Below are 17,261 nucleotides of genomic sequence, written 5' to 3'. Positions count from 1 at the left end.
TCTAGCGCCCGGTATCGTCCCGTACCGTCGGTTCGGCACCGATACCGCCGAGAACGGCGTCCACGACGGCTTCCGGGAAGCCCTCGGGGAGGCGGTCGAGGGGCGCGCGGTGCGCGAGGGCGCCGACGAGCAGCGCGATGGCGACCTCGGGGTCGGCGCCGGGACGCAGCTCGCCGCGGTCGAGGCCGCGGCGCAGCACCCGCCGCAGCACCTCGCGGCGCGGTTCGATCACGTCGTGCCGGTAGCGGGCGTACAGCTCGGGGTGCTTCTCGGCGCCGCCGGCGACGTTCCAGAAGCAGCGGGCGTGCCGGTCGCGCCGCTCGGCGCCCAGTTCGCGGGCGAGGACGAGCAGGTCCTCGCGCACCGTGCCGCGGCCCGGGTCGCGCAGCGGCCGCTTGGCCGCGGCCAGCGCCCCGACGATCAGCGCCTCCTTGTTGGGCCAGCGCCGGTAGATGGTGGTCTTGCCGACGCCGGCGCGGGCGGCGACGGCCTCGATCGACACGCCGGCCACGCCCGACTCCTCGGCCAGCAGGTCCAGCGTGGCCTCGATGATCGCTTTCTCGGCCCGTTCGCTGCGCGGCCGGCCGGGGGCGCGGCCCACCGGGACGGACCCGGTGGCGAAGGTCTGGCCTGTCGTCGTCTCGCTCATGGGAGCCTCTTTCTCACACCTGGGCGCGGTCGCGTGCGCCCTTCTCCTCCTGCCGCCGGGGCGCGTCCCCGGCGGCGCGGCCGGGCATCCACTTCAGGACGACCAGCGCGCCGAGCAGCGCGATCGCGGCGGCGCCGCCGGCGGTGATCCGCATGGCCTCGACGAACGCGGTGTCGGCGGGCCCGACCAGGCCGGCGGCGCCGAGCCGTTCGGCGACCGCGTGCGCGCCCTCGATGGACTCGTTCGCGGCCGTACGGGCGCCGGCCGGGATCGCGGCGAGGTGCTCGGCGAGCCGGCCGCGGTAGAGGGATGCCAGGACCGAGCCGAGCAGGGCGACGCCCATGGCGACGGCGACCTGGCGGGCGGTGTTCTGGAGGGCCGATCCGGCGCCGGCCTTCTCGCGGGGCAGCGCGGACATGACCGACTCGGTGGCGGGCGCCATGATGACGGCCATCCCGGCGCCCTGGAGGAAGAAGGCCGCGCCCACCACCCACAGCGGCGTTCCGGTGCCGATGCCGAGCACCGGGTAGGCGCCCAGCGCGGCGGCGACGAGCACGAGCCCGATGGTGCAGACCGCCTTGGCGCCGAACCGGCGTACCAGGGCGGGGCTGCGGGTGGAGAACATCAGCTGGGCCGCGGCGAACGGCAGCAGCATCGCGCCGGACTGCAGCGCGCTCAGCCCGCGCACCGACTGCAGGTAGAAGCCGGTGAAGAAGAACATGCCCGAGGACGCGAAGAAGGTCAGCGCGATCGCGGCGACCGCCGCCGACAGCCGGGGGTCGCGGAACAGCCGCACGTCGAAGGCGGGGTGGTCGATGCGGGCCTCGTTCCAGACGAAGGCGGCCAGCACCGCCAGCCCGGCCGCGATCGGGCCGAGCACGCCGGGCTCCAGCCAGGAGCCGCGCTCGCCGCCCTGGATGATGCCGTACGAGAGGGTGACCAGCCCGATGATCGACAGCACCACTCCGGCCGGGTCGAGCCCGCCGGGGTCGGGGTTGCGGGAGTCGGGGACCAGCAGGGCGATCAGCACGGCGCCGGTCACGATGACCGGCACGTTGATCAGGAACACCGAGCCCCACCAGAAGTACTCCAGCAGCAGGCCGCCGGTGATCGGGCCGATGGCGATGGCGACGCCGACCGCACCGCTCCAGATGCCGATGGCGCGGGCGCGCTCGTGCGGCTCGAACACGTTGGTGATGATCGACAGGGTCTGCGGCATGATCGCGGCGCCGCCGAGGCCCATCAGCGCCCGGGCCGCGATCAGCTGGCCGGGGCTCTGCGCGTACGACGACAGCAGCGAGGCCACGGCGAACACGGCCATGCCGGCGACCAGCACGCGCTTGCGGCCGAGCCGGTCGCCGACCACGCCGAAGGTGAACAGCAGCCCGGCGAACACCAGCGTGTAGGAGTTGATCGCCCATTCCAGCTGGCTCTGGGTGGCGCCGAGCCCCTGCTCGGGGTCGGCGATGGTCTTCAGGGCGACGTTGAGGATGGTGTTGTCCAGCACCACGACCAGCAGGCTGAAGTTCAGCACGCCGAGGATGTACCAGCGGCGGCGCCGGATGGTCTCGGGGTTCACGACCCTCCCAGGGGGCGTCCGATACGGCTGCGTTTCGTATATCTCGTCAGCTTACGCCGGAAATAATCCGATACGCAAACGTACCGTTTCGAAACCTTGACCGGAATCTGGGGACTACCCGAATCGTTGGGTCAGTGAAATCATCGGATCCGTCCGGGTACGCCACCGTGGCGCCTCGAGACTGGAGGTTCAACCGTGTCTTCTTCCGCTGCCCCCGACCGGCAGAACAGCGCCCAGCCGACCGCCCTCTACGGCGGCCAGGGCGGACGGCGGGTCACCGTACGCGACATCGCCGCCGCCAAGCAGCGGCACGAGAAGTGGCCCATGCTCACCGCGTACGACGCCCTCACCGCGCGGATCTTCGACGAGGCCGGCATCCCCGTACTGCTGGTCGGCGACTCCGCCGCCATGGTCGTGTACGGGTACGACTCCACCATCCCCGTCACCGTCGACGACCTCATCCCCCTCACCGCCGCCGTCGTCCGCGGCTCCAAGCGCGCGATGGTGGTCGCCGACCTGCCGTTCGGGTCGTACCAGAGTGGCGTGGGCGAGGCCCTCGCCACCGCCACCCGGTTCCTCAAGGAGACCGGCGCGCACGCCGTCAAGCTGGAGGGCGGCCGCCGCGTCCTCCCCCAGGCCGAGGCCATGGTCGCCGCGGGCATCCCGGTGATGGCCCACCTCGGCCTCACCCCCCAGTCGGTGAACGTCCTGGGCGGCTACCGCGTCCAGGGCCGCGGCCAGGCCGGCGACGAGCTGATGGCCGACGCCAAGGCGCTGGAGGCGGCCGGGGCGTTCTCGGTCGTGCTGGAGTGCGTCCCCGAGGACCTCGCCGCCAAGGTCACCGCCTCGCTGTCGATCCCCACCATCGGCATCGGCGCCGGCGACCACACCGACGCGCAGGTGCTGGTCTGGCAGGACATGGCCGGCCTGACCCCGCGCACCGCCAAGTTCGTCAAGAAGTACGCCGACCTGGCCACGATCCTGGGCGACGCCGCCCGCTCCTACGCCGAGGAGGTCGTCGGCGGCGTGTTCCCCGCCCCCGAGCACGCCTACCACTGACATCACGGGCCGGGGACGGCGGTCTCCTCGGTGGACGTCCTTGGGGACGGGATCGCGGGGCCGGAGCCGGCCACGGAGATCTCGTCGCGGAGGGTCTCCACGGCGGCGCTCAGAACGTCCGGGCCGGCCACGTTCATCAGGAGCAGGCCCAGGTTGAGGGCCATCTGCGCGTCGGTCATCTCGCTGCCGGCCAGCGCGTCCACGGCCGTCCGCAGGTCGGCCTGGTCCTCGGCGGAGACGTTCTGCAGCAGGCCCAGGCAGTAGGTGGGCAGCGCCAGCCGGGACTTGGCGAACGAGACCCCGCGCATGATCTCGCCGGCCTCGTGCGCCCGGGTCTTGGCCTGCATCCGGTCGACCCCGCGGTCGGCCGCGGCCAGCAGCGAGGTGAGCAGGGTGCTCGGGCCGACCGCCACGTCCTCGTCGCCGACCCGGACGGTGAACACCGCGCTGCGGAAGACCATCATCGAGCCCAGGCTGGCCACCAGCACCTGGGTGGCCCCCGCCACCTGCGGCGACTTCACCCCGAACTTCCAGTCGAAGGTGTGCAGGAGCAGCAGCGAACCGGCGCCCGCCGCCCCGTTGATCAGCACGTACGCCCAGGTGCTGGGCACCCGTACCAGGGTGGTCGGGCGGTCCCGGTAGCGGCTGATCAGCTCGGCGACCCCGACCAGGCAGCTCAGCGAGACCGCGACCAGGTAGCCGATCACTCCGTGCCCGTCAGCCGGACCAGCTCGTCGACCTCGCGTTCGACGCTCACCAGGCCGCGCTCCGTCAGCCGCTCGACCGCGTCGGCGACCTCCAGCAGGCCCAGCCCGGTGGCGTGGTGCAGCTGCTCCAGGCTCTGCGGGCCGGACGCGGCGCCCAGCCTGCCGAGCACCAGCCGGCATGCCTCCGGCAGCCCGGCGGCGTCGGGCGCGTCACCGTGGTCGGGATGCCCGCCCCCCGGGTCCGGCGGCCCCGCGGCCCGCGGGGAGACGGCACCGCCGCCTCGGCCGGACGCGGTAAGGAACGTGCTCCACGGGTCTGCCGACCGGATCTGCCTCATCTTCACCTGCCCTGGGGAATTCCGATCATACGGCGCGTCGGGACGGCCCCGCGGCCTCGACCGGAGAAGCCACCAGGGCGTCTGGCGGTCACGGCGGTCCGGCGTGCTCATCCACCAACGTCAGCACTTGGACGCGCGAACGTCAGCTACCGCTCCCGCCACTGTTCACTCGGCCGCGCGGCGGCGCGCGGACCGGGCCACGATGACCCGGTCGCCGGGCTGGAGCCGTTCGCACGCGTCGTCGTCGTAGGGCAGCGTCCGCCCGTCCCGGACCAGCGCGATCGCCGGCTCGGGCAGCTCCCGGGCCGACCCGCCGACCTCGTGGGCGCGCACGTCCCGCTCCACCAGGTCCAGCCCGGTGCCCTGCTCCAGCAGGTCCTCGATGACCTCGCTGACGTTGGGCTGGCTGGTGGAGACGCCCAGCAGCCGCCCGGCCGCCTCGGACGAGGTGATCACGTGGTCGGCGCCGCTCTGCCGCAGCAGCGGGACGTTCTCCGACTCCCGCACCGCCGCCTGGATCTTGGCGCCCGGGTTCAGCTGCCGCGCGGTGAGCGTGATCAGCACCGAGGTGTCGTCGCGGGCGCTGGCCACCACCACGACCCGGGCCCGGTGGACGGCCGCCTGGCGCAGCACCGCGGTGCGCGTCGCGTCGCCCACGATCCCCGCCAGCCCGTCCTCGGCGGCCTCCGCGACGCTCCCCGGATCGGGGTCGACCACCACGATGTGCTCGCGGTCGACCCCGGTCTTCAGCAGGGTCTTGACGGCGCTACGGCCCTTGGTTCCGTAGCCGGCCACCACGATGTGGTCGCGCACCCGGGCCCTCCAACGGGACAGCCGCCAGTCCGCGCGGGTGCGCTCCGCGAGCACCTCGAGGGTCGTGCCGACGAGGACGATCAGGAACAGCACCCGCACCGGAGTGACGAAGACGATGTTGACCAGCCGCGCCCCCGCGCTGACCGGCGTGATGTCGCCGTAGCCGGTCGTGGAGACGGTCACGGTCGCGTAATAGAAGCAGTCCAGCAGCGACAGGCGCCCGCCGGCGTTGTCGCGGTAGCCGTCCCGGTCGATGTAGACGACCGCGACCACGGCGAAAAGCAGCAATAACGCGATCCCGACCCGCTGCAGCACGGCCCGCATCGGCCCGGTACGGGCCGAGGGCAGCATGACCCGCGGGGCGGCGGCGCCTCGATCCGGCACGTCGGGGCGGGTCAGATGTCGGTTACGCGCAGCCCGGCGTGCGCCTTGTAGCGCCGGTTGATCGAGATCAGGTTGGCGGTGAACGCCTCCACCTGGCCGGCGTTGCGCAGCCGCCCGCCGTACACCCCGCGCATCCCGGGGATCCGGCCGGCCAGCGCCTGCACCAGGTCGGTGGCCTCCCGGTCGTCGCCCAGCACCAGCACGTCCAGGTCCATCGCGCCGACCTCCGGGTCGAGCAGGAGCACCGCGGACACGTGGTGGAACGCGGCGACCACTCGGCTCTCCTCGAGGATCGCCGCGGCCTGCTGGGCGGCGCTGCCCTCCTCGACCGGCAGCGGGAACGAGCCCCTCTTGTCGAAGCCGAGCGGGTTCACGCAGTCGACGACGATCTTCCCGGCCAATTCGGCGCGCAGCGACTCCAGCGTGGCCCGGTGACCGTCCCACGGCACCGCCACCACGACCACGTCGGACTCCGTGGCGGCGACCGGGTTCTCCGCGCCCCGCACCGGCAGCCCCTCGTCCAGGTCGTCGGCGGCCGCCTGGGCCCGCTCCGCCTTCCGGGACCCGATGATCACCTGGTGCCCGGCCAGCGCGAACCGGCGCGCCAGTCCCTTGCCCTGGTCGCCGGTGCCGCCCAGGATCCCGATCGTCAAGCCGGTCACGTCGGGAAGGTCATCAGGGGTCTTCTGCCGCTCAGTCATGCGATCGAGTCTGCCAGGTGCCGTCACCAGGGGCTCCGACCGCCCTGCCGCATCCCGAAAACCGCCTGCACACGGCCCCGCGTGGGGCACCATGGAGCCCGTGGACGCCGAGCAGGTCACGATGCTGCGCGAGGTGCTGGCCGCCACCGGGTGGCTGGAGCGCACCGGGGAGTTCGGGCAGGCCCTGCGCACCAGTGCGCGCACCCCCGGCGGCCTGCTGCTGGTGGGCACCCCCGCCGAGGACCCCTGGCACATGGCCGCGCACCTCGACGACGAGAGCCGCCTCGGCGGGCTCCCCGGCCTCTCCCCCACCTTGGTGCGCTGGTCGCCTCCCCCCGGCGCGCCGCCCCACCTGTCCGTCGGCCTCGACCGCCTGGAGGCGGCCCGGCGCGGCGAGACCCTGTTCGTCGTCGCCGAGGACGGCGCACCCGTGCCGCTGCTGGAGCGGGTCGACGACGCCCGCCGAACGGGCGCGGTGATCCTGGCCCTGGAGGGCGGCGACCGCGACCTGCGCGGCCTGGCGCACGAGGCGCTGACCGTCCCGCCCGACGAGGGGCTGATCAGCTTCGACGGCGCCCAGCACCTCGTCAGCGCCGCCGCGGGCGGAACCGTCCCCCGGACGAACACCCCACGCGGCCTGAGACGCCGCCTGGCCCGCCTGCTGGACGCGGTAAGCGGCCCCACGGTGGACTAAGTGCCAGGGCCTGTCTCGAAGTGGCCTCAGGTAGCGCGCGAGCGCGTTGGCCGGCCGGTGGGGCGATGCCGGAGGCCGGGATTGCAATGAACACAGCCTAGTCATCGTCCTGGGCTCGCCAGTCTTCGTTTCTGCGGCGGGCCAGTTCCAGGGCTCCGGCGGCGGCGGTCTTGGAGTCGTAGGGGCCCATGCGGTCCTTGTTGGCGCAGCCGGGGCCGTGTTCGACCTTCAGGTGCTTGAGGCAGAACCACCAGTCGCCGTCGCCCTTGGTGTCCTTCATGGCGCCTCCTCCGTTTTCGCCTACCGCCTCGGGATTCGTGCCCAGGGTCGGCTGACTACACTCCCTCACTATGACGACCCAACTACTCCGGCCTGGCCGTGTCTCCCCCATGCGCAAGGTTCCCGCGCATATTCCGCGTCCGGAGTACGTGGGGAAGAAGCGCCCCAAGACCGGGGAGCCGGACGTCAAGACGCCGGAGACCGTCGAGAAGATGCGGGTGGCGGGGCGGATCGCGGCGCAGGCGCTGGAGGAGGTCGGCAAGCACATCCGGCCGGGGATCACCACCGACGAGCTGGACGTGATCGGGCACGAGTTCCTGCTGGCGCACGACGCCTATCCCTCGACGCTGGGGTACCGGGGTTTCCCCAAGTCGCTGTGCACCTCGATCAACGAGGTGATCTGCCACGGCATCCCGGACGACACGGTGGTGCGGGACGGCGACATCATCAACATCGACATCACCGCGTTCATCGGCGGGGTGCACGGTGACACCGACGCCACATTCCTGTGCGGGGACGTGGACGAGGAGTCGCGGCTGCTGGTTGAGCGGACGCACGAGGCGATGATGCGGGGGATCCGGGCGGTGGCGCCGGGCCGCGCGCTGAACGTGATCGGGCGGGTCATCCAGTCGTACGCCAAGCGGTTCGGGTACGGGGTGGTGCGCGACTTCACCGGGCACGGGATCGGGACGACGTTCCATTCGGGCCTGGCGGTGCCGCACTTCGACGATCCGACGGCGACGACGATCATGCAGCCGGGGATGACGTTCACGATCGAGCCGATGCTGACGCTCGGGGTGCACGACTACGACATGTGGAATGACGGCTGGACGGTCGTCACCAAGGACCGCAGGCGGACCGCGCAGTTCGAGCACACCCTGCTGGTGACCGATGACGGCCACGAGATCCTGACTCTTCCCTGAGCCTTCCGTGACCACGACCACGGGTACAAAAAGGATCTAGAGCCCAATCTCCCCAGACCGGCTCGGGAGTGCGCTTCGATGAGAGCCCCAGTGCCGTACGAACCGCGGGTGCCGTCGGACAGCATGCCGCCGGGACGCGCCGCGATGAGCGTGACCTGGGCGGCGCTGCCGTTCCTGACGCTCGGGTACGCGACCCCGTTCACCTTCGCCGCGGCGGCGCTGTGGCGTCGCAGCGCGCATCTGACGGCGGCGTCGGCGGCCTACATCGCGGTGTTCGTGCTGATGCTGACGCTGCTGCCGGGGATCGACAAGGAGCCGGGCGGCACGCAGGGCTCGGTGGGGGTGCTGACGTTCCTGCTGGCGGTGGTGGGGTGCGGGCACGCGTTCGCGATCCGGCGGAAGGTGTTCGACCCGCACGGGCTTTCGGGGGTCGACAACGAGGCGGCGATCGAGGCGGTGCGGCGGCAGCGGGCGCTGCGGCAGAAGGCCCGCGCGCTGGCGGCCGGGGATCCGGGGCTGGCCAAAGAGCTGCGGATCGGCCGTCCGGACCTGCCGCGGCAGTACAACGACGGCGGGCTGGTGGACGTCAACCACGCCCCCGCGGAGGCGCTGACGCTGCTGCCGGGAGTGACGCCCGAGCTGGCGGTGAAGATCGAGCGGGTGCGGGCGGAGACGGGCGGGTTCATGTCCGCCGAGGAGCTCGCGGCGCTCGCCGGGCTGCCGCCGGCGCTGACCTCGGAGGTGGCCGACTACGCCGTCTTCATCAGGTGAGGGCGACCGGCTCGCCGAGTACCGGGGCAAGCGGGCCGCGGGGCGGACGCCTGAGCCCGTCCCGCGGGAGGGGCCGCTCCCCGAGGGCGGCGGCGACACGTTCGTGATCCAGGAGCACCATGCCCGGAGCCTGCACTGGGATCTGCGTTTGGAGCGCGCCGGGGTGCTGGTGTCGTGGGCGGTGCCCAAGGGGATCCCGGCCGACCCGGAGACCGACCGGCTGGCCGTGCGCACCGAGGATCATCCGCTGGAGTACGCGGCGTTCGAGGGTGAGATCCCGAAGGGCGAGTACGGCGCCGGGCGGATGACGATCTGGGATCGCGGGACGTACGAGACCGAGAAGTGGTCCGAGCGCGAGGTCAAGGTGGTGCTGCACGGCTCCCGGGTCACGGGACGGTACGCGCTGTTCCGGACCAAAGGCGAGAACTGGATGATCCACCGCATGGATCCGCCCGCGGACCCGGACGCCGAGCCGATACCGGACGCGGTGCGGCCGATGCTGCCGGAGCGGCACGCCCGCCTGCCGCGCGACCGTGCCGGGTACGCGTTCGAGTTCGCCTGGGGCGGGCGGCGGCTGGCGGCGTACGTCGAGGGCGGCCGGGCCCGGTTCACCGGCGGCGACGGCCGGGCTGTCGGCGGCCCGGCCGGGCTCGGATCGCGGCTGGGGGCGGCGCTGGGCGCGCGTCCGGCCGTCCTGGACGGGGAACTGGCCGAGGTGGAGGGCCAGGAGACCTACCTGCTGTTCGACCTGCTGTACCTGGACGGGCGCTCGTTGCTGGACGAGCCGTACCGGCGGCGCCGCGAGCTCCTGGACGGGCTGGGCCTCGACGGCCCGCGCCGGCACACCTCGCCCTGGTATCCGGGCGAGGCCGAGGCGGTACGGGAGGCGGCCCGCGCCCAGGGCCTGTCCGGGATCCTCGCCAAGCGGCTGGATTCACCTTACGAGCCCGGGACGCGGTCGAGCGCCTGGCGCTACCTGCCGTTCAGTACGCGACGGTGATGCGGCGCCGGACGGCCTCGCTCTTCTCCAGCTCGTCCACCAGGGCCACGGCGTAGTCCTCGGCGCTGATGCGGCTGTTGCCGTCGGCGTCGGACAGCAGCCGGTCGCCGCCCAGGCGGAAGGTGCCGGTGCGCTCCCCGGGCTCGATCACCGCGGCGGGCGAGATGTAGGTCCAGTCCAGGTCCCCGGCCTCCGCGCGGATCTCCGCCAGCTGCTCGGCCGCGGCCAGCGACTCGCCCTTGTACCCGGGCGGGAACTCCGGGGTGTCCACCAGGCGCACGCCGGGGGCGATCTCCAGGCTTCCCGCGCCCCCGACCACGACCAGCCGCTTCACCCCGGCCTCGCGCAGCGCCTCCAGCACGCCCCGCCCGGCCGCCAGCAGGGGGCCGGACGCCTCCGAGCCGTCCCGCGGCGGGGACACCGACAGGACCACCGCGTCGTGGCCCCGGACGAGCCCGGCCACGGCGGCGGCGTCGGCGGCGTCCGCCCGGGCCGTGCCCTCGTTCCCCGTCCGGGTGATCCCGGTGACCTCGTGCCCTCGGGAACGCGCCTCCGCCGCGATCCTGCTCCCGATCATCCCGGTGGCGCCGATCAGCGCGATCTTCATCTCAGACCTCCCAGTGAACTCCGATCACCTCGACGGTATCCATCGGATATCGGTTACTTCAACGTGCCATTGGTACCTTGGGGAAACCATGAGAACCGGAGACTCCTTCGACCCCGGCTGCGGCGCCCGGCTCGTGCTCGACCGCATCGGCGACAAGTGGTCGGTGCTGGTGGTCCTCACCCTCATCGACGGCCCGCGCCGCTTCACCGTCCTGCGCGACACCATCGGCGGGATCACCCCCAAGGTCCTCACCCAGACGCTCCGCTCGCTCGAACGCGACGGCCTGGTCACCCGCGAGGTGTTCGCCGAGGTCCCGCCCAGGGTCGAGTACGCCCTCACCCCTCTCGGCCACTCGCTGCGCGGGCCGGTCGAGGCCGTCAACGCGTGGGCCGAGGAGCACGTCGACGAGGTGATGAAGGCACGCGAGCAGCACGACACAACCGCCGGCGGCCGCTGATCGTCCCGTATCCCCGGAAATGAAGGGGAACCAGAAACGCCCGTAATCAATCCAAATGGACACAAGGCGTCATCGGCGCGCCGCCCCGGAGAACAGCCCTTCCGGGGTTAGAGTCCGCGAGGAGAAGGGCCGGGGACGACGGGATTGGCACAAGTGGATAACGGGGGTTACCGCGGATGATGGGGCAGACGCACGCCCTCAGCGGCGCGCTGGTGTGGCTGGGCACCGTTCCGCTCCTCAGCCAGGAATGGCTGCTGGGCGATCGCGCGCTCGACCTCTCCCCCGGCCAGCTGCTCGCCGGCGCCGTGGTGTGCGCGGGCGCGGCGCTGCTGCCCGACATCGACCACCACAACGGCCGCATCGCCAACACTTTCGGTCCGATCACCAAGAAACTCTGCAAATGGGTCGGGAAGGCTTCCGGCGGGCACCGGCAGGCCACCCACTCGATCCTGTTCGCGGTCCTGATGGGCCTGGCGATGGACGCGCTGGCCAGGCATTTCGTGTACGGCTGGTGGGTCGCCCTGTTCATCATCGTCGGCTTCGGGCTGCGCGGCATCGGGCTGGACTTCGAGGGCAAGGAGCCGCAGTCCGCGCTGGCCGACTGCGCGGTGGCCGGCCTGGCCGTCTACCTCATGCACGACCTGGACATGAGCTTCGCGGGCTTCGCCGTCGCACTGGGCTGCCTGGCCCATGTCGCCGGCGACTGCCTGACGCCGCGCGGCTGCCCGGTGTTCTGGCCGATGAAGTGGCGCATCGACATCCCGGCCATCCCGCGCACCGACGGCAAGGTGGAGCGCTGGGTCGTCACCCCGCTGCTCACCCTCGGCGTCGCCATCCTGACCATCCGCTCGATGCTCGGCGACGTCGCCACCAACTGGCTCACCCGCGGCTAGCCGGTGCGTCACGGACGCACATCGCGGAACTGGTCGCAGCGCAACTCCATGGGCATGTCGGGGTACGCCCGGTACTGGCTGAGGGCGGCCCCCTCGGGCGAGATCCAGATCCCCCGGACGTCGGGGATCGTGCCCACGGTGCAGGCGAGCTGGGCCTGGGCGGGCCGGGACCAGCGCAGGCGCTTCCCCGACCAGTGCTCCGCCGGTCCGTGCACCATGACGTCGGGCTGGCGCCGGTCGGACACGGGGCGGAAGTACGTCAGCCGGACGTTCCCCGGTATCTCGCTCCGCAGCCCCGCTCGCCGCTCGGCCTCGGTCGGCCCCTGGACGAGCTGGTTCAGGACGAACTCCGGGAGCCCTGGGACGCCGGGACGCGCCACCGGGCTCAGCTTCCCGTTCCGGATCAGGTAGATGACGTTGTTCGAGGGATCGGCCGCGGCCCGCGGCGCGGGCCCCGCGCGGACGACCCCGGTGGGCCGGACGCCGCACCCGGCGGCGCCGAAGGCGAGCACCGTCGCGCACGCGGCGGCCACCGCCCGGATCGATCGTCCCGTCCGCGGTCTCATCGTCCCCCCGCCTCCCCTTCGCCCTCCTCGGGCTCGTCGGCGAGCGGCATCCAGAGCGTGAACACCGCGCCTCCCTCGGGCGCGTTGGCCGCCTCGATCACACCGCCGTGCAGGGCGGCGTTGGCGCGCGCGATCGAGAGCCCGAGACCGCTGCCCGCGCTGCGGGAACGGGCCGAGTCGGCTTTGACGAAGCGGTCGAACACCAGGTCCAGCAGCTCCTCTGGGATCCCCGGGCCCTGGTCGGCCACGCTGATCTCGACGCCGGGGCACCCGGAGCGGGCCGCCGCCCGCGCCCGTACGTGTACCGGCGGGCGCCCGTGGCCGAGCGCGTTGCCGACCAGGTTGGCCATGACGACGTCGAAGCGCCGCGGGTCGAGCCGCGCCGACAGTCCCGGTGGCGCGTCCACCTCGACCTCGGCACCGCGCCAGCCGCGCGCCGCGAGGGTGGCCGCGACGGCGTCGGCGAGCACCACCTCGTCCAGGACCAGGGACGCGGTGCCGGAGTCGAACCGGCTGATCTCGATGAGGTGCTCGACCAGCTCGCGCAGTCCCAGGATCTCTCCGACCACCAGCCGGACCGCGGTCCGGCCGTCGTCGGACACCGCGGCCTCCTCGGCGAGCACGTCGGTGAGCGCGACCATCGCGGTGAGCGGGGTGCGCAGCTCGTGCGAGACGTCGGCGGCGAACCGGCGCGCGGACGCCTCCATCGCCCGCAGTTCCCCGACGGTGCGCTCCAGCGCCTCGGCCGTGCCGTTGAACGTCCTGGCCAGGTCGGCCAGCTCGTCGCCGCCGCGCACCTCCACCCTGGTCTCCAGCCGCCCGTCGCCGAGCGCGCGGGCGGCGCGCCCCAGCCGCCGCACCGGGCGCAGCACGCCGCCGGCGGCCAGCAGAGCCAGCGCCAGCGCGAACGCCAGCGCCACCGCGTCGGCGACCAGCACCGCCGAGGTGAACGACCGCAGGTCGGCCTGCTCGCGCCGCAGGCTCAAGGACACGAACGCCGCGACGGACCGCCCTTCGCCCACCTTGACCCGGGCGCCGACCAGGAGATATGCGGTCCCGCCCCGGACTACGCGCTGGAAGACGAGGCTGTGCTCCGTGCGCGCGGCGAACTCCCGGTCCACCAGCGCCTCTGGCGCCCAGTCCGCGAATCCCACGAAGTCCGGGAATCCCTCACCGGGCATTTCCAGCACGAGCACCTTGCGCTCGGGGCTCGGCTTGAGGGCCCGTTCGATCTCGTACGCGAGCCCGCTGCCCGCGGGCAGGTTCGCGGGCACCATGCGCGAGAGCGTCCCCTCCACCTCGGTCAGCAGCGCCTCCTGCGTGCGTTCCAGGATCGACCGGCGGACCAGGATGTAGGAGATGCCCGAGACCAGCACCGCGGCCAGCAGCGCGACCGCCAGGAACGCGGCGGCGAGCCGTACGCGCAGTCCCGCCAGCCCGCTCCGGACGGCGCGGACGGCGCGGGCCCTGTGCGGCGCCTTCACGGCGCCACGAACCGGTAGCCGAATCCGCGCACCGTCTCCACCAGGCGCGGCTCGGCCGGCTCGTCCTCGATCTTGGCACGGACCCGCTGCACGCAGGCGTCCACCAGGCGCGAGTCGCCCGGGTGGTCGTGCTCCCAAACCGCCGACAGCAGGTGGCGGCGGGTCAGCGCCTGGCCGGGCCGCCGGGTCAGCTCCAGCAGCAGCCGCAGCTCGGTCGGGGTGAGCCGGACGTCGGCGCCGTTCTTGGTGACCTTCAGCGAGGTCCGGTCGATCACCAGGTCGCCGTAGGCGGAACGGTCGGTGTGGGAGTTCTCGGCGCGGCGCAGCACGGCACGGATGCGGGCGTCCAGGACGCGGGGCTCGACCGGTTTGACCACGTAGTCGTCGGCCCCGGCCTCCAGGCCGAGCACCACGTCCAGGTCGTCGCCGCGCGCGGTCAGCATGATGACCGGAAGCGTGTCGGCGCGCCGGATGCGGCGGCACACCTCGATGCCGTCCAGGCCCGGCAGCATCACGTCCAGCACGGCGATCTCGGGACGGCGCGCGCGCAGCGCGGCCAGCCCGTCCTCGCCGCTGGCGCACGAGGTCACCCGGTGTCCCTGCCTGCTGAGCGCCAGTTCCAGCGCGGCGCGGGCGGAGCGGTCGTCCTCGACCAACAGAATGCTCGCCACCCGGTCATTATCCGGCCGGACGCGATACAAAGCCGGGCAGTGTCACGAGATCCGGACATTTCCGGGACGGGATCAGCACAGGCCGCCGCGACGGTGGACCGCATGTCACTCATGCTCCCGGCGATCTCCGCACCTCGCCCGTCCGCCCCTCCGGCCCCGCCGGTCCGGCGCCCGAGCCGCGCACTGCCGTGGCTGCTGCTGACCGGCTGGCTGGCCCAGGTCGCGGTGCGCCTGTGGCTGTCGCGCACCCGTACCGGCCCCGCGGCGAACCCGGACGAGTCCAGCTACCTCGCGGTCGCCCGCTGGCTGGCGGGCGGTGCCGGCGGCGATCTGTCCGGCCACACCTTCTACCAGCCCGGCTACCCGCTGCTGCTGGCGCCGGTGTCGGGCCTGGACCTCGCCCCGGCCACCGTGTACGCGCTGGTCATGGCCGTCAACGCGCTCGTGGGCGCGCTGGCCTTCCCCCTGGGGTACGCGGCGCTGCGCCGGCTCCGCGTGGGCACGAGGGAAGCGCTTCCGCTCGCGTGGGCGGCGGCGCTCCTGCCCGCGGTGACGTTCTTCGGCGCCTTCGCCTTGGCGGACGCCGTGCTGCCGGTGGTCGTGCTCGGCTGGCTGCTGCTCCTGGACCGGTTCGCCCGGAGCGGGGGACCGTACGCGGCGGCCGGGGCGAGCCTGGTCGCGGTCTACGCGTACGCGGTCCACTCGCGCGGACTCGTGCTCATGTGCGTGCACGGGGCCGCGCTCGCCTTCATCGCGTTCCGGCGGGAGGAACGGCGGGAATGGGCGGTGCTGGGGCTGGCGGCCGCGGCGATCGGGTACGCGGGGGCCGCGGCGCTCAACGACTCGGCCCGCGCGGCCTTCTACCCCGCCGGGGCCCGCGATCTGGCCGGCCTCCTCACCGGGCGGCTGACCTCGGTCGACGGCTGGCTCTGGGCGCTGTCGGGCGCGGCCGGGCAGATCTGGTACCTGGTGGTCGCCACCTGGGGGCTCGGGGGCGTCGGGCTGGCCGCCGTGGCGGGGGCGCTCGTCCGGCGCCGCACGGACGCCGGCCTCCGGGTCACGGCCGGGGCCCTGCTGGCGGGCACGTTCGGGATCGCCTACGCCTCGTCGGCCGCGCTGCCCGACGAGCACCGGGTGGGCAACTTCGCCTACGGCCGGTACCTGGCCTGCGTCGCGCTGGTCTACACGCTGGCCGGTCTGGCGGTGCTCGCCCGCGGCGGCCTCCGTCGGACGTTGAGGCAGGTGGCAGGCGCCGCCGCCGTGACCGCCGTCTGCGGCCTGTGGGTCGCGCTGTACGCGGGCGAGCGGCTGCGCACGCACCAGTACATCCGCTTCGACTTCCCCGAGACCGAGTTCCTTGCCGCCGACCGCACCGGGCTGCACCTCCTCACGGCCTCGGCCGCCGCGCTCGGGCTCCTCGCCGCTTTCACGCTCCTCGGCCGCCTGCGGCACCCCGTCCTGCTGGCCGTCCTCGCGGTCTTGCTGCTGTGCGTCAACCTGGCCGCGCTCAAGTACACGGGCCTCTGAGGCTCAGAAGCGGGTGACCAGGGCGATGCGGTCGTGGTCGACCAGGAAGCCGTCGGAGACGAAGGTGACCTCGCCGCCGTACTCCAGCGCCGTCTCGATGACGTGGTCGACCACGTCGTCCACGACGCCGTGGCCCTTGAGGGAGCCGAGCGGACCCTCGATCGGGATGGTCTCCCCGCCGGTGCGCACCGCCGGGGAGTAGTAGCAGCGCTCGACCACCAGGTGCTCGCCGCGCCCCTCCTCGACCAGCTGCATGACCTCGTCGAGGCCGCCGGCGTAGCGCTTGAGGCTGCGCGCCGCCTCCAGTTCGGCCAGCACCGCGACCTCGCGCAGGTCCTCGTAGGCCTGGAGCACAGGCCGCGCCGCCTCGGCCAGCGTGCCCGCGGACGCGCTCTCGTAGCAGCCGTCGATCCGGCCCGCCACGGTCACGTGCGGCCCGGCCAGCTCGTCGAAGAACGCCTGGTGCCGGGTCACGCCCGCGACGACCACCGGCCGCCGGTCCCGGGCCAGGACGGCGTCCAGGCCGTCCAACACGTCGCGGATCAGCCGGCGGTGGCGTTCGTCGGCGTGCCCGACGTGCGGGGACCTGCGGCCACCCTCGCCGTCCTCGCCGGGCGGCTCGGCGGCCATCGGGAACCCGCCGCGGACCGTCTCGGTCAGCTCGCCGCCCCGGCCGTCCCACAGCCGCGTGCGGTGCTCGCACAGCGCCAGCAGCCAGTAGCGGCGGGTACGGGTGTGGGCGGCGACCAGGTCGCGGGTCGCGAAACCGGTGTCGACGATCACGCGCTCGTCCACCGGCTGGTCGATCGTGAAGGTGTGGTGCTCGCCGCCCGGCGCGGCGAACAGCACCAGCCCGTCGGCCGCGTGCCGCGGGTCGAACTCCCCGGCCGCCCGTTCCAGGCCGCGCAGCACCTCGTCTGCGGTGTCCGGGGAGACCAGCGTGTCCGCCCGCAGCCGCTGTTTCACCTCGGAGAGCAGGTTGCGGAGGCGGATCGGATCCTGGCGGTTCGCCGGGGTGCGCCGGGTGGTCGGCATCAGCACCGAGACCGCCGGATAATCGCGTGGCTTGCGCAGATCGGACAGAGTAGCGGCGTCCATGATCCCCCGATCAGATGACGTTCAATGTCTCATTTGTAACGAATCGCAGGTAAATGAGGCG

20 protein-coding genes and 1 pseudogene are annotated in these 17,261 nt (G+C 73.1%); 9 read left to right on the top strand and 12 right to left on the bottom strand.

Translation table 11 applies throughout. The features are described from left to right. Window position 1: 1 nt before the first annotated feature. Together ABD340_RS21120 and ABD340_RS21115 are read right to left on the bottom strand one after the other, a co-directional pair. A complete protein-coding gene (locus tag ABD340_RS21120) occupies window positions 2-649 on the bottom strand; it encodes a TetR/AcrR family transcriptional regulator (protein WP_344590953.1) in 648 nt (215 codons plus the stop codon). A 13-nt stretch (window positions 650-662) separates the two neighbouring features. Further along, window positions 663-2,228: an MFS transporter gene (locus ABD340_RS21115; protein WP_344590952.1), complete on the bottom strand. Its 1,566-nt coding sequence runs from the start codon at window positions 2,226-2,228 to the stop codon at window positions 663-665. 195 nt (window positions 2,229-2,423) lie between these two features. Here ABD340_RS21115 and panB point away from each other — a divergent pair, with 195 nt between their 5' ends. After that, window positions 2,424-3,287 (top strand): 3-methyl-2-oxobutanoate hydroxymethyltransferase, encoded by an 864-nt coding sequence (panB, locus tag ABD340_RS21110; protein ID WP_344590951.1) that lies wholly within the window; start codon window positions 2,424-2,426, stop codon window positions 3,285-3,287. Window positions 3,288-3,289: 2 nt separating this feature from the next. Here the strand turns inward: panB and ABD340_RS21105 are convergent, their stop codons facing one another. The 4 genes from ABD340_RS21105 to npdG all read right to left on the bottom strand — a co-directional run bounded on the left by ABD340_RS21105 (window position 3,290) and on the right by npdG (window position 6,230). Beyond that, window positions 3,290-3,994: a hypothetical protein gene (locus tag ABD340_RS21105; protein WP_344590949.1), complete on the bottom strand. Its 705-nt coding sequence runs from the start codon at window positions 3,992-3,994 to the stop codon at window positions 3,290-3,292. Further along, on the bottom strand, window positions 3,991-4,332 hold the full coding sequence (locus ABD340_RS21100) for a hypothetical protein (RefSeq protein ID WP_344590947.1): 342 nt from the start codon (window positions 4,330-4,332) through the stop codon (window positions 3,991-3,993). Before ABD340_RS21100 ends, ABD340_RS21105 begins: the two co-directional genes overlap by 4 nt. A 165-nt stretch (window positions 4,333-4,497) precedes the next feature. Further along, window positions 4,498-5,529 (bottom strand): potassium channel family protein, encoded by a 1,032-nt coding sequence (locus ABD340_RS21095; protein ID WP_344590945.1) that lies wholly within the window; start codon window positions 5,527-5,529, stop codon window positions 4,498-4,500. A gap of 11 nt (window positions 5,530-5,540) precedes the next feature. After that, window positions 5,541-6,230: an NADPH-dependent F420 reductase gene (gene npdG, locus ABD340_RS21090; protein ID WP_344590943.1), complete on the bottom strand. Its 690-nt coding sequence runs from the start codon at window positions 6,228-6,230 to the stop codon at window positions 5,541-5,543. A gap of 100 nt (window positions 6,231-6,330) precedes the next feature. Between npdG and ABD340_RS21085 the strand changes: the two genes are divergently transcribed. Beyond that, entirely contained in the window at window positions 6,331-6,924 is a 594-nt protein-coding gene (locus tag ABD340_RS21085; protein ID WP_344590942.1) for a hypothetical protein, read from the top strand. A 97-nt stretch (window positions 6,925-7,021) separates the two neighbouring features. On the opposite strand, the gene ABD340_RS21080 is transcribed toward ABD340_RS21085, so the two are convergent. Beyond that, window positions 7,022-7,204 carry a hypothetical protein gene (locus ABD340_RS21080; protein ID WP_344590940.1) on the bottom strand — a complete coding sequence of 61 codons (183 nt, stop codon included), beginning with the start codon at window positions 7,202-7,204 and terminating at the stop codon, window positions 7,022-7,024. Between the two features lie 70 nt (window positions 7,205-7,274). Here ABD340_RS21080 and map point away from each other — a divergent pair, with 70 nt between their 5' ends. From map to ABD340_RS21060, 4 genes and pseudogenes are all read left to right on the top strand, one after another. Continuing rightward, entirely contained in the window at window positions 7,275-8,126 is an 852-nt protein-coding gene (gene map / locus ABD340_RS21075) for a type I methionyl aminopeptidase (protein ID WP_344590939.1), read from the top strand. Between the two features lie 78 nt (window positions 8,127-8,204). Then, the gene (locus ABD340_RS21070; protein ID WP_344590938.1) at window positions 8,205-8,897 is read left to right on the top strand and encodes a ComEA family DNA-binding protein; all 693 of its coding nucleotides are present in this window, start codon (window positions 8,205-8,207) and stop codon (window positions 8,895-8,897) included. A gap of 22 nt (window positions 8,898-8,919) precedes the next feature. Continuing rightward, window positions 8,920-9,333: pseudogene (locus ABD340_RS21065) on the top strand (DNA polymerase ligase N-terminal domain-containing protein); the annotation flags it as partial. After that, on the top strand, window positions 9,328-9,897 hold the full coding sequence (locus ABD340_RS21060; RefSeq protein WP_344590985.1) for an ATP-dependent DNA ligase: 570 nt from the start codon (window positions 9,328-9,330) through the stop codon (window positions 9,895-9,897). The pseudogene ABD340_RS21065 and the gene ABD340_RS21060, both read left to right, overlap by 6 nt. Here the strand turns inward: ABD340_RS21060 and ABD340_RS21055 are convergent. After that, window positions 9,881-10,504 carry an NAD(P)-dependent oxidoreductase gene (locus tag ABD340_RS21055; protein ID WP_344590937.1) on the bottom strand — a complete coding sequence of 208 codons (624 nt, stop codon included), beginning with the start codon at window positions 10,502-10,504 and terminating at the stop codon, window positions 9,881-9,883. The genes ABD340_RS21060 and ABD340_RS21055 overlap by 17 nt on opposite strands. Window positions 10,505-10,592: 88 nt before the next feature. Here ABD340_RS21055 and ABD340_RS21050 point away from each other — a divergent pair, with 88 nt between their 5' ends. Then, window positions 10,593-10,961 (top strand): winged helix-turn-helix transcriptional regulator, encoded by a 369-nt coding sequence (locus tag ABD340_RS21050; protein WP_344590936.1) that lies wholly within the window; start codon window positions 10,593-10,595, stop codon window positions 10,959-10,961. Between the two features lie 176 nt (window positions 10,962-11,137). After that, window positions 11,138-11,854, top strand: coding sequence for a metal-dependent hydrolase (locus ABD340_RS21045; protein WP_344590935.1), 717 nt, complete (start codon window positions 11,138-11,140; stop codon window positions 11,852-11,854). Window positions 11,855-11,862: 8 nt separating this feature from the next. On the opposite strand, the gene ABD340_RS21040 is transcribed toward ABD340_RS21045, so the two are convergent. Genes ABD340_RS21040 through ABD340_RS21030 form a run of 3 tightly spaced genes read right to left on the bottom strand, consistent with a single transcriptional unit; the run spans window position 11,863 to window position 14,575 of the window. Further along, window positions 11,863-12,420, bottom strand: coding sequence for a hypothetical protein (locus tag ABD340_RS21040; protein ID WP_344590934.1), 558 nt, complete (start codon window positions 12,418-12,420; stop codon window positions 11,863-11,865). Beyond that, window positions 12,417-13,904 carry an ATP-binding protein gene (locus tag ABD340_RS21035; RefSeq protein ID WP_344590933.1) on the bottom strand — a complete coding sequence of 496 codons (1,488 nt, stop codon included), beginning with the start codon at window positions 13,902-13,904 and terminating at the stop codon, window positions 12,417-12,419. The genes ABD340_RS21040 and ABD340_RS21035 overlap by 4 nt, the downstream gene beginning before the upstream one ends. Then, window positions 13,901-14,575: a response regulator gene (locus ABD340_RS21030; protein WP_344590932.1), complete on the bottom strand. Its 675-nt coding sequence runs from the start codon at window positions 14,573-14,575 to the stop codon at window positions 13,901-13,903. Before ABD340_RS21030 ends, ABD340_RS21035 begins: the two co-directional genes overlap by 4 nt. 102 nt (window positions 14,576-14,677) lie before the next feature. On the opposite strand from ABD340_RS21030, the gene ABD340_RS21025 reads away from it, so the two are divergent. Beyond that, entirely contained in the window at window positions 14,678-16,102 is a 1,425-nt protein-coding gene (locus ABD340_RS21025; protein ID WP_344590931.1) for a hypothetical protein, read from the top strand. A gap of 3 nt (window positions 16,103-16,105) precedes the next feature. Here the strand turns inward: ABD340_RS21025 and ABD340_RS21020 are convergent, their stop codons facing one another. Next, window positions 16,106-17,200 carry a baeRF3 domain-containing protein gene (locus tag ABD340_RS21020; protein WP_344590930.1) on the bottom strand — a complete coding sequence of 365 codons (1,095 nt, stop codon included), beginning with the start codon at window positions 17,198-17,200 and terminating at the stop codon, window positions 16,106-16,108. Between the last annotated feature and the right edge of the window lie 61 nt (window positions 17,201-17,261).

The organism is Actinomadura vinacea (assembly GCF_039532545.1).
Taxonomy (GTDB): Bacteria; Actinomycetota; Actinomycetes; order Streptosporangiales; family Streptosporangiaceae; genus Spirillospora; species Spirillospora vinacea.
Note: the sequence above shows the minus strand (reverse complement) of the source record. Positions and strands in the feature narration are given on the sequence as shown.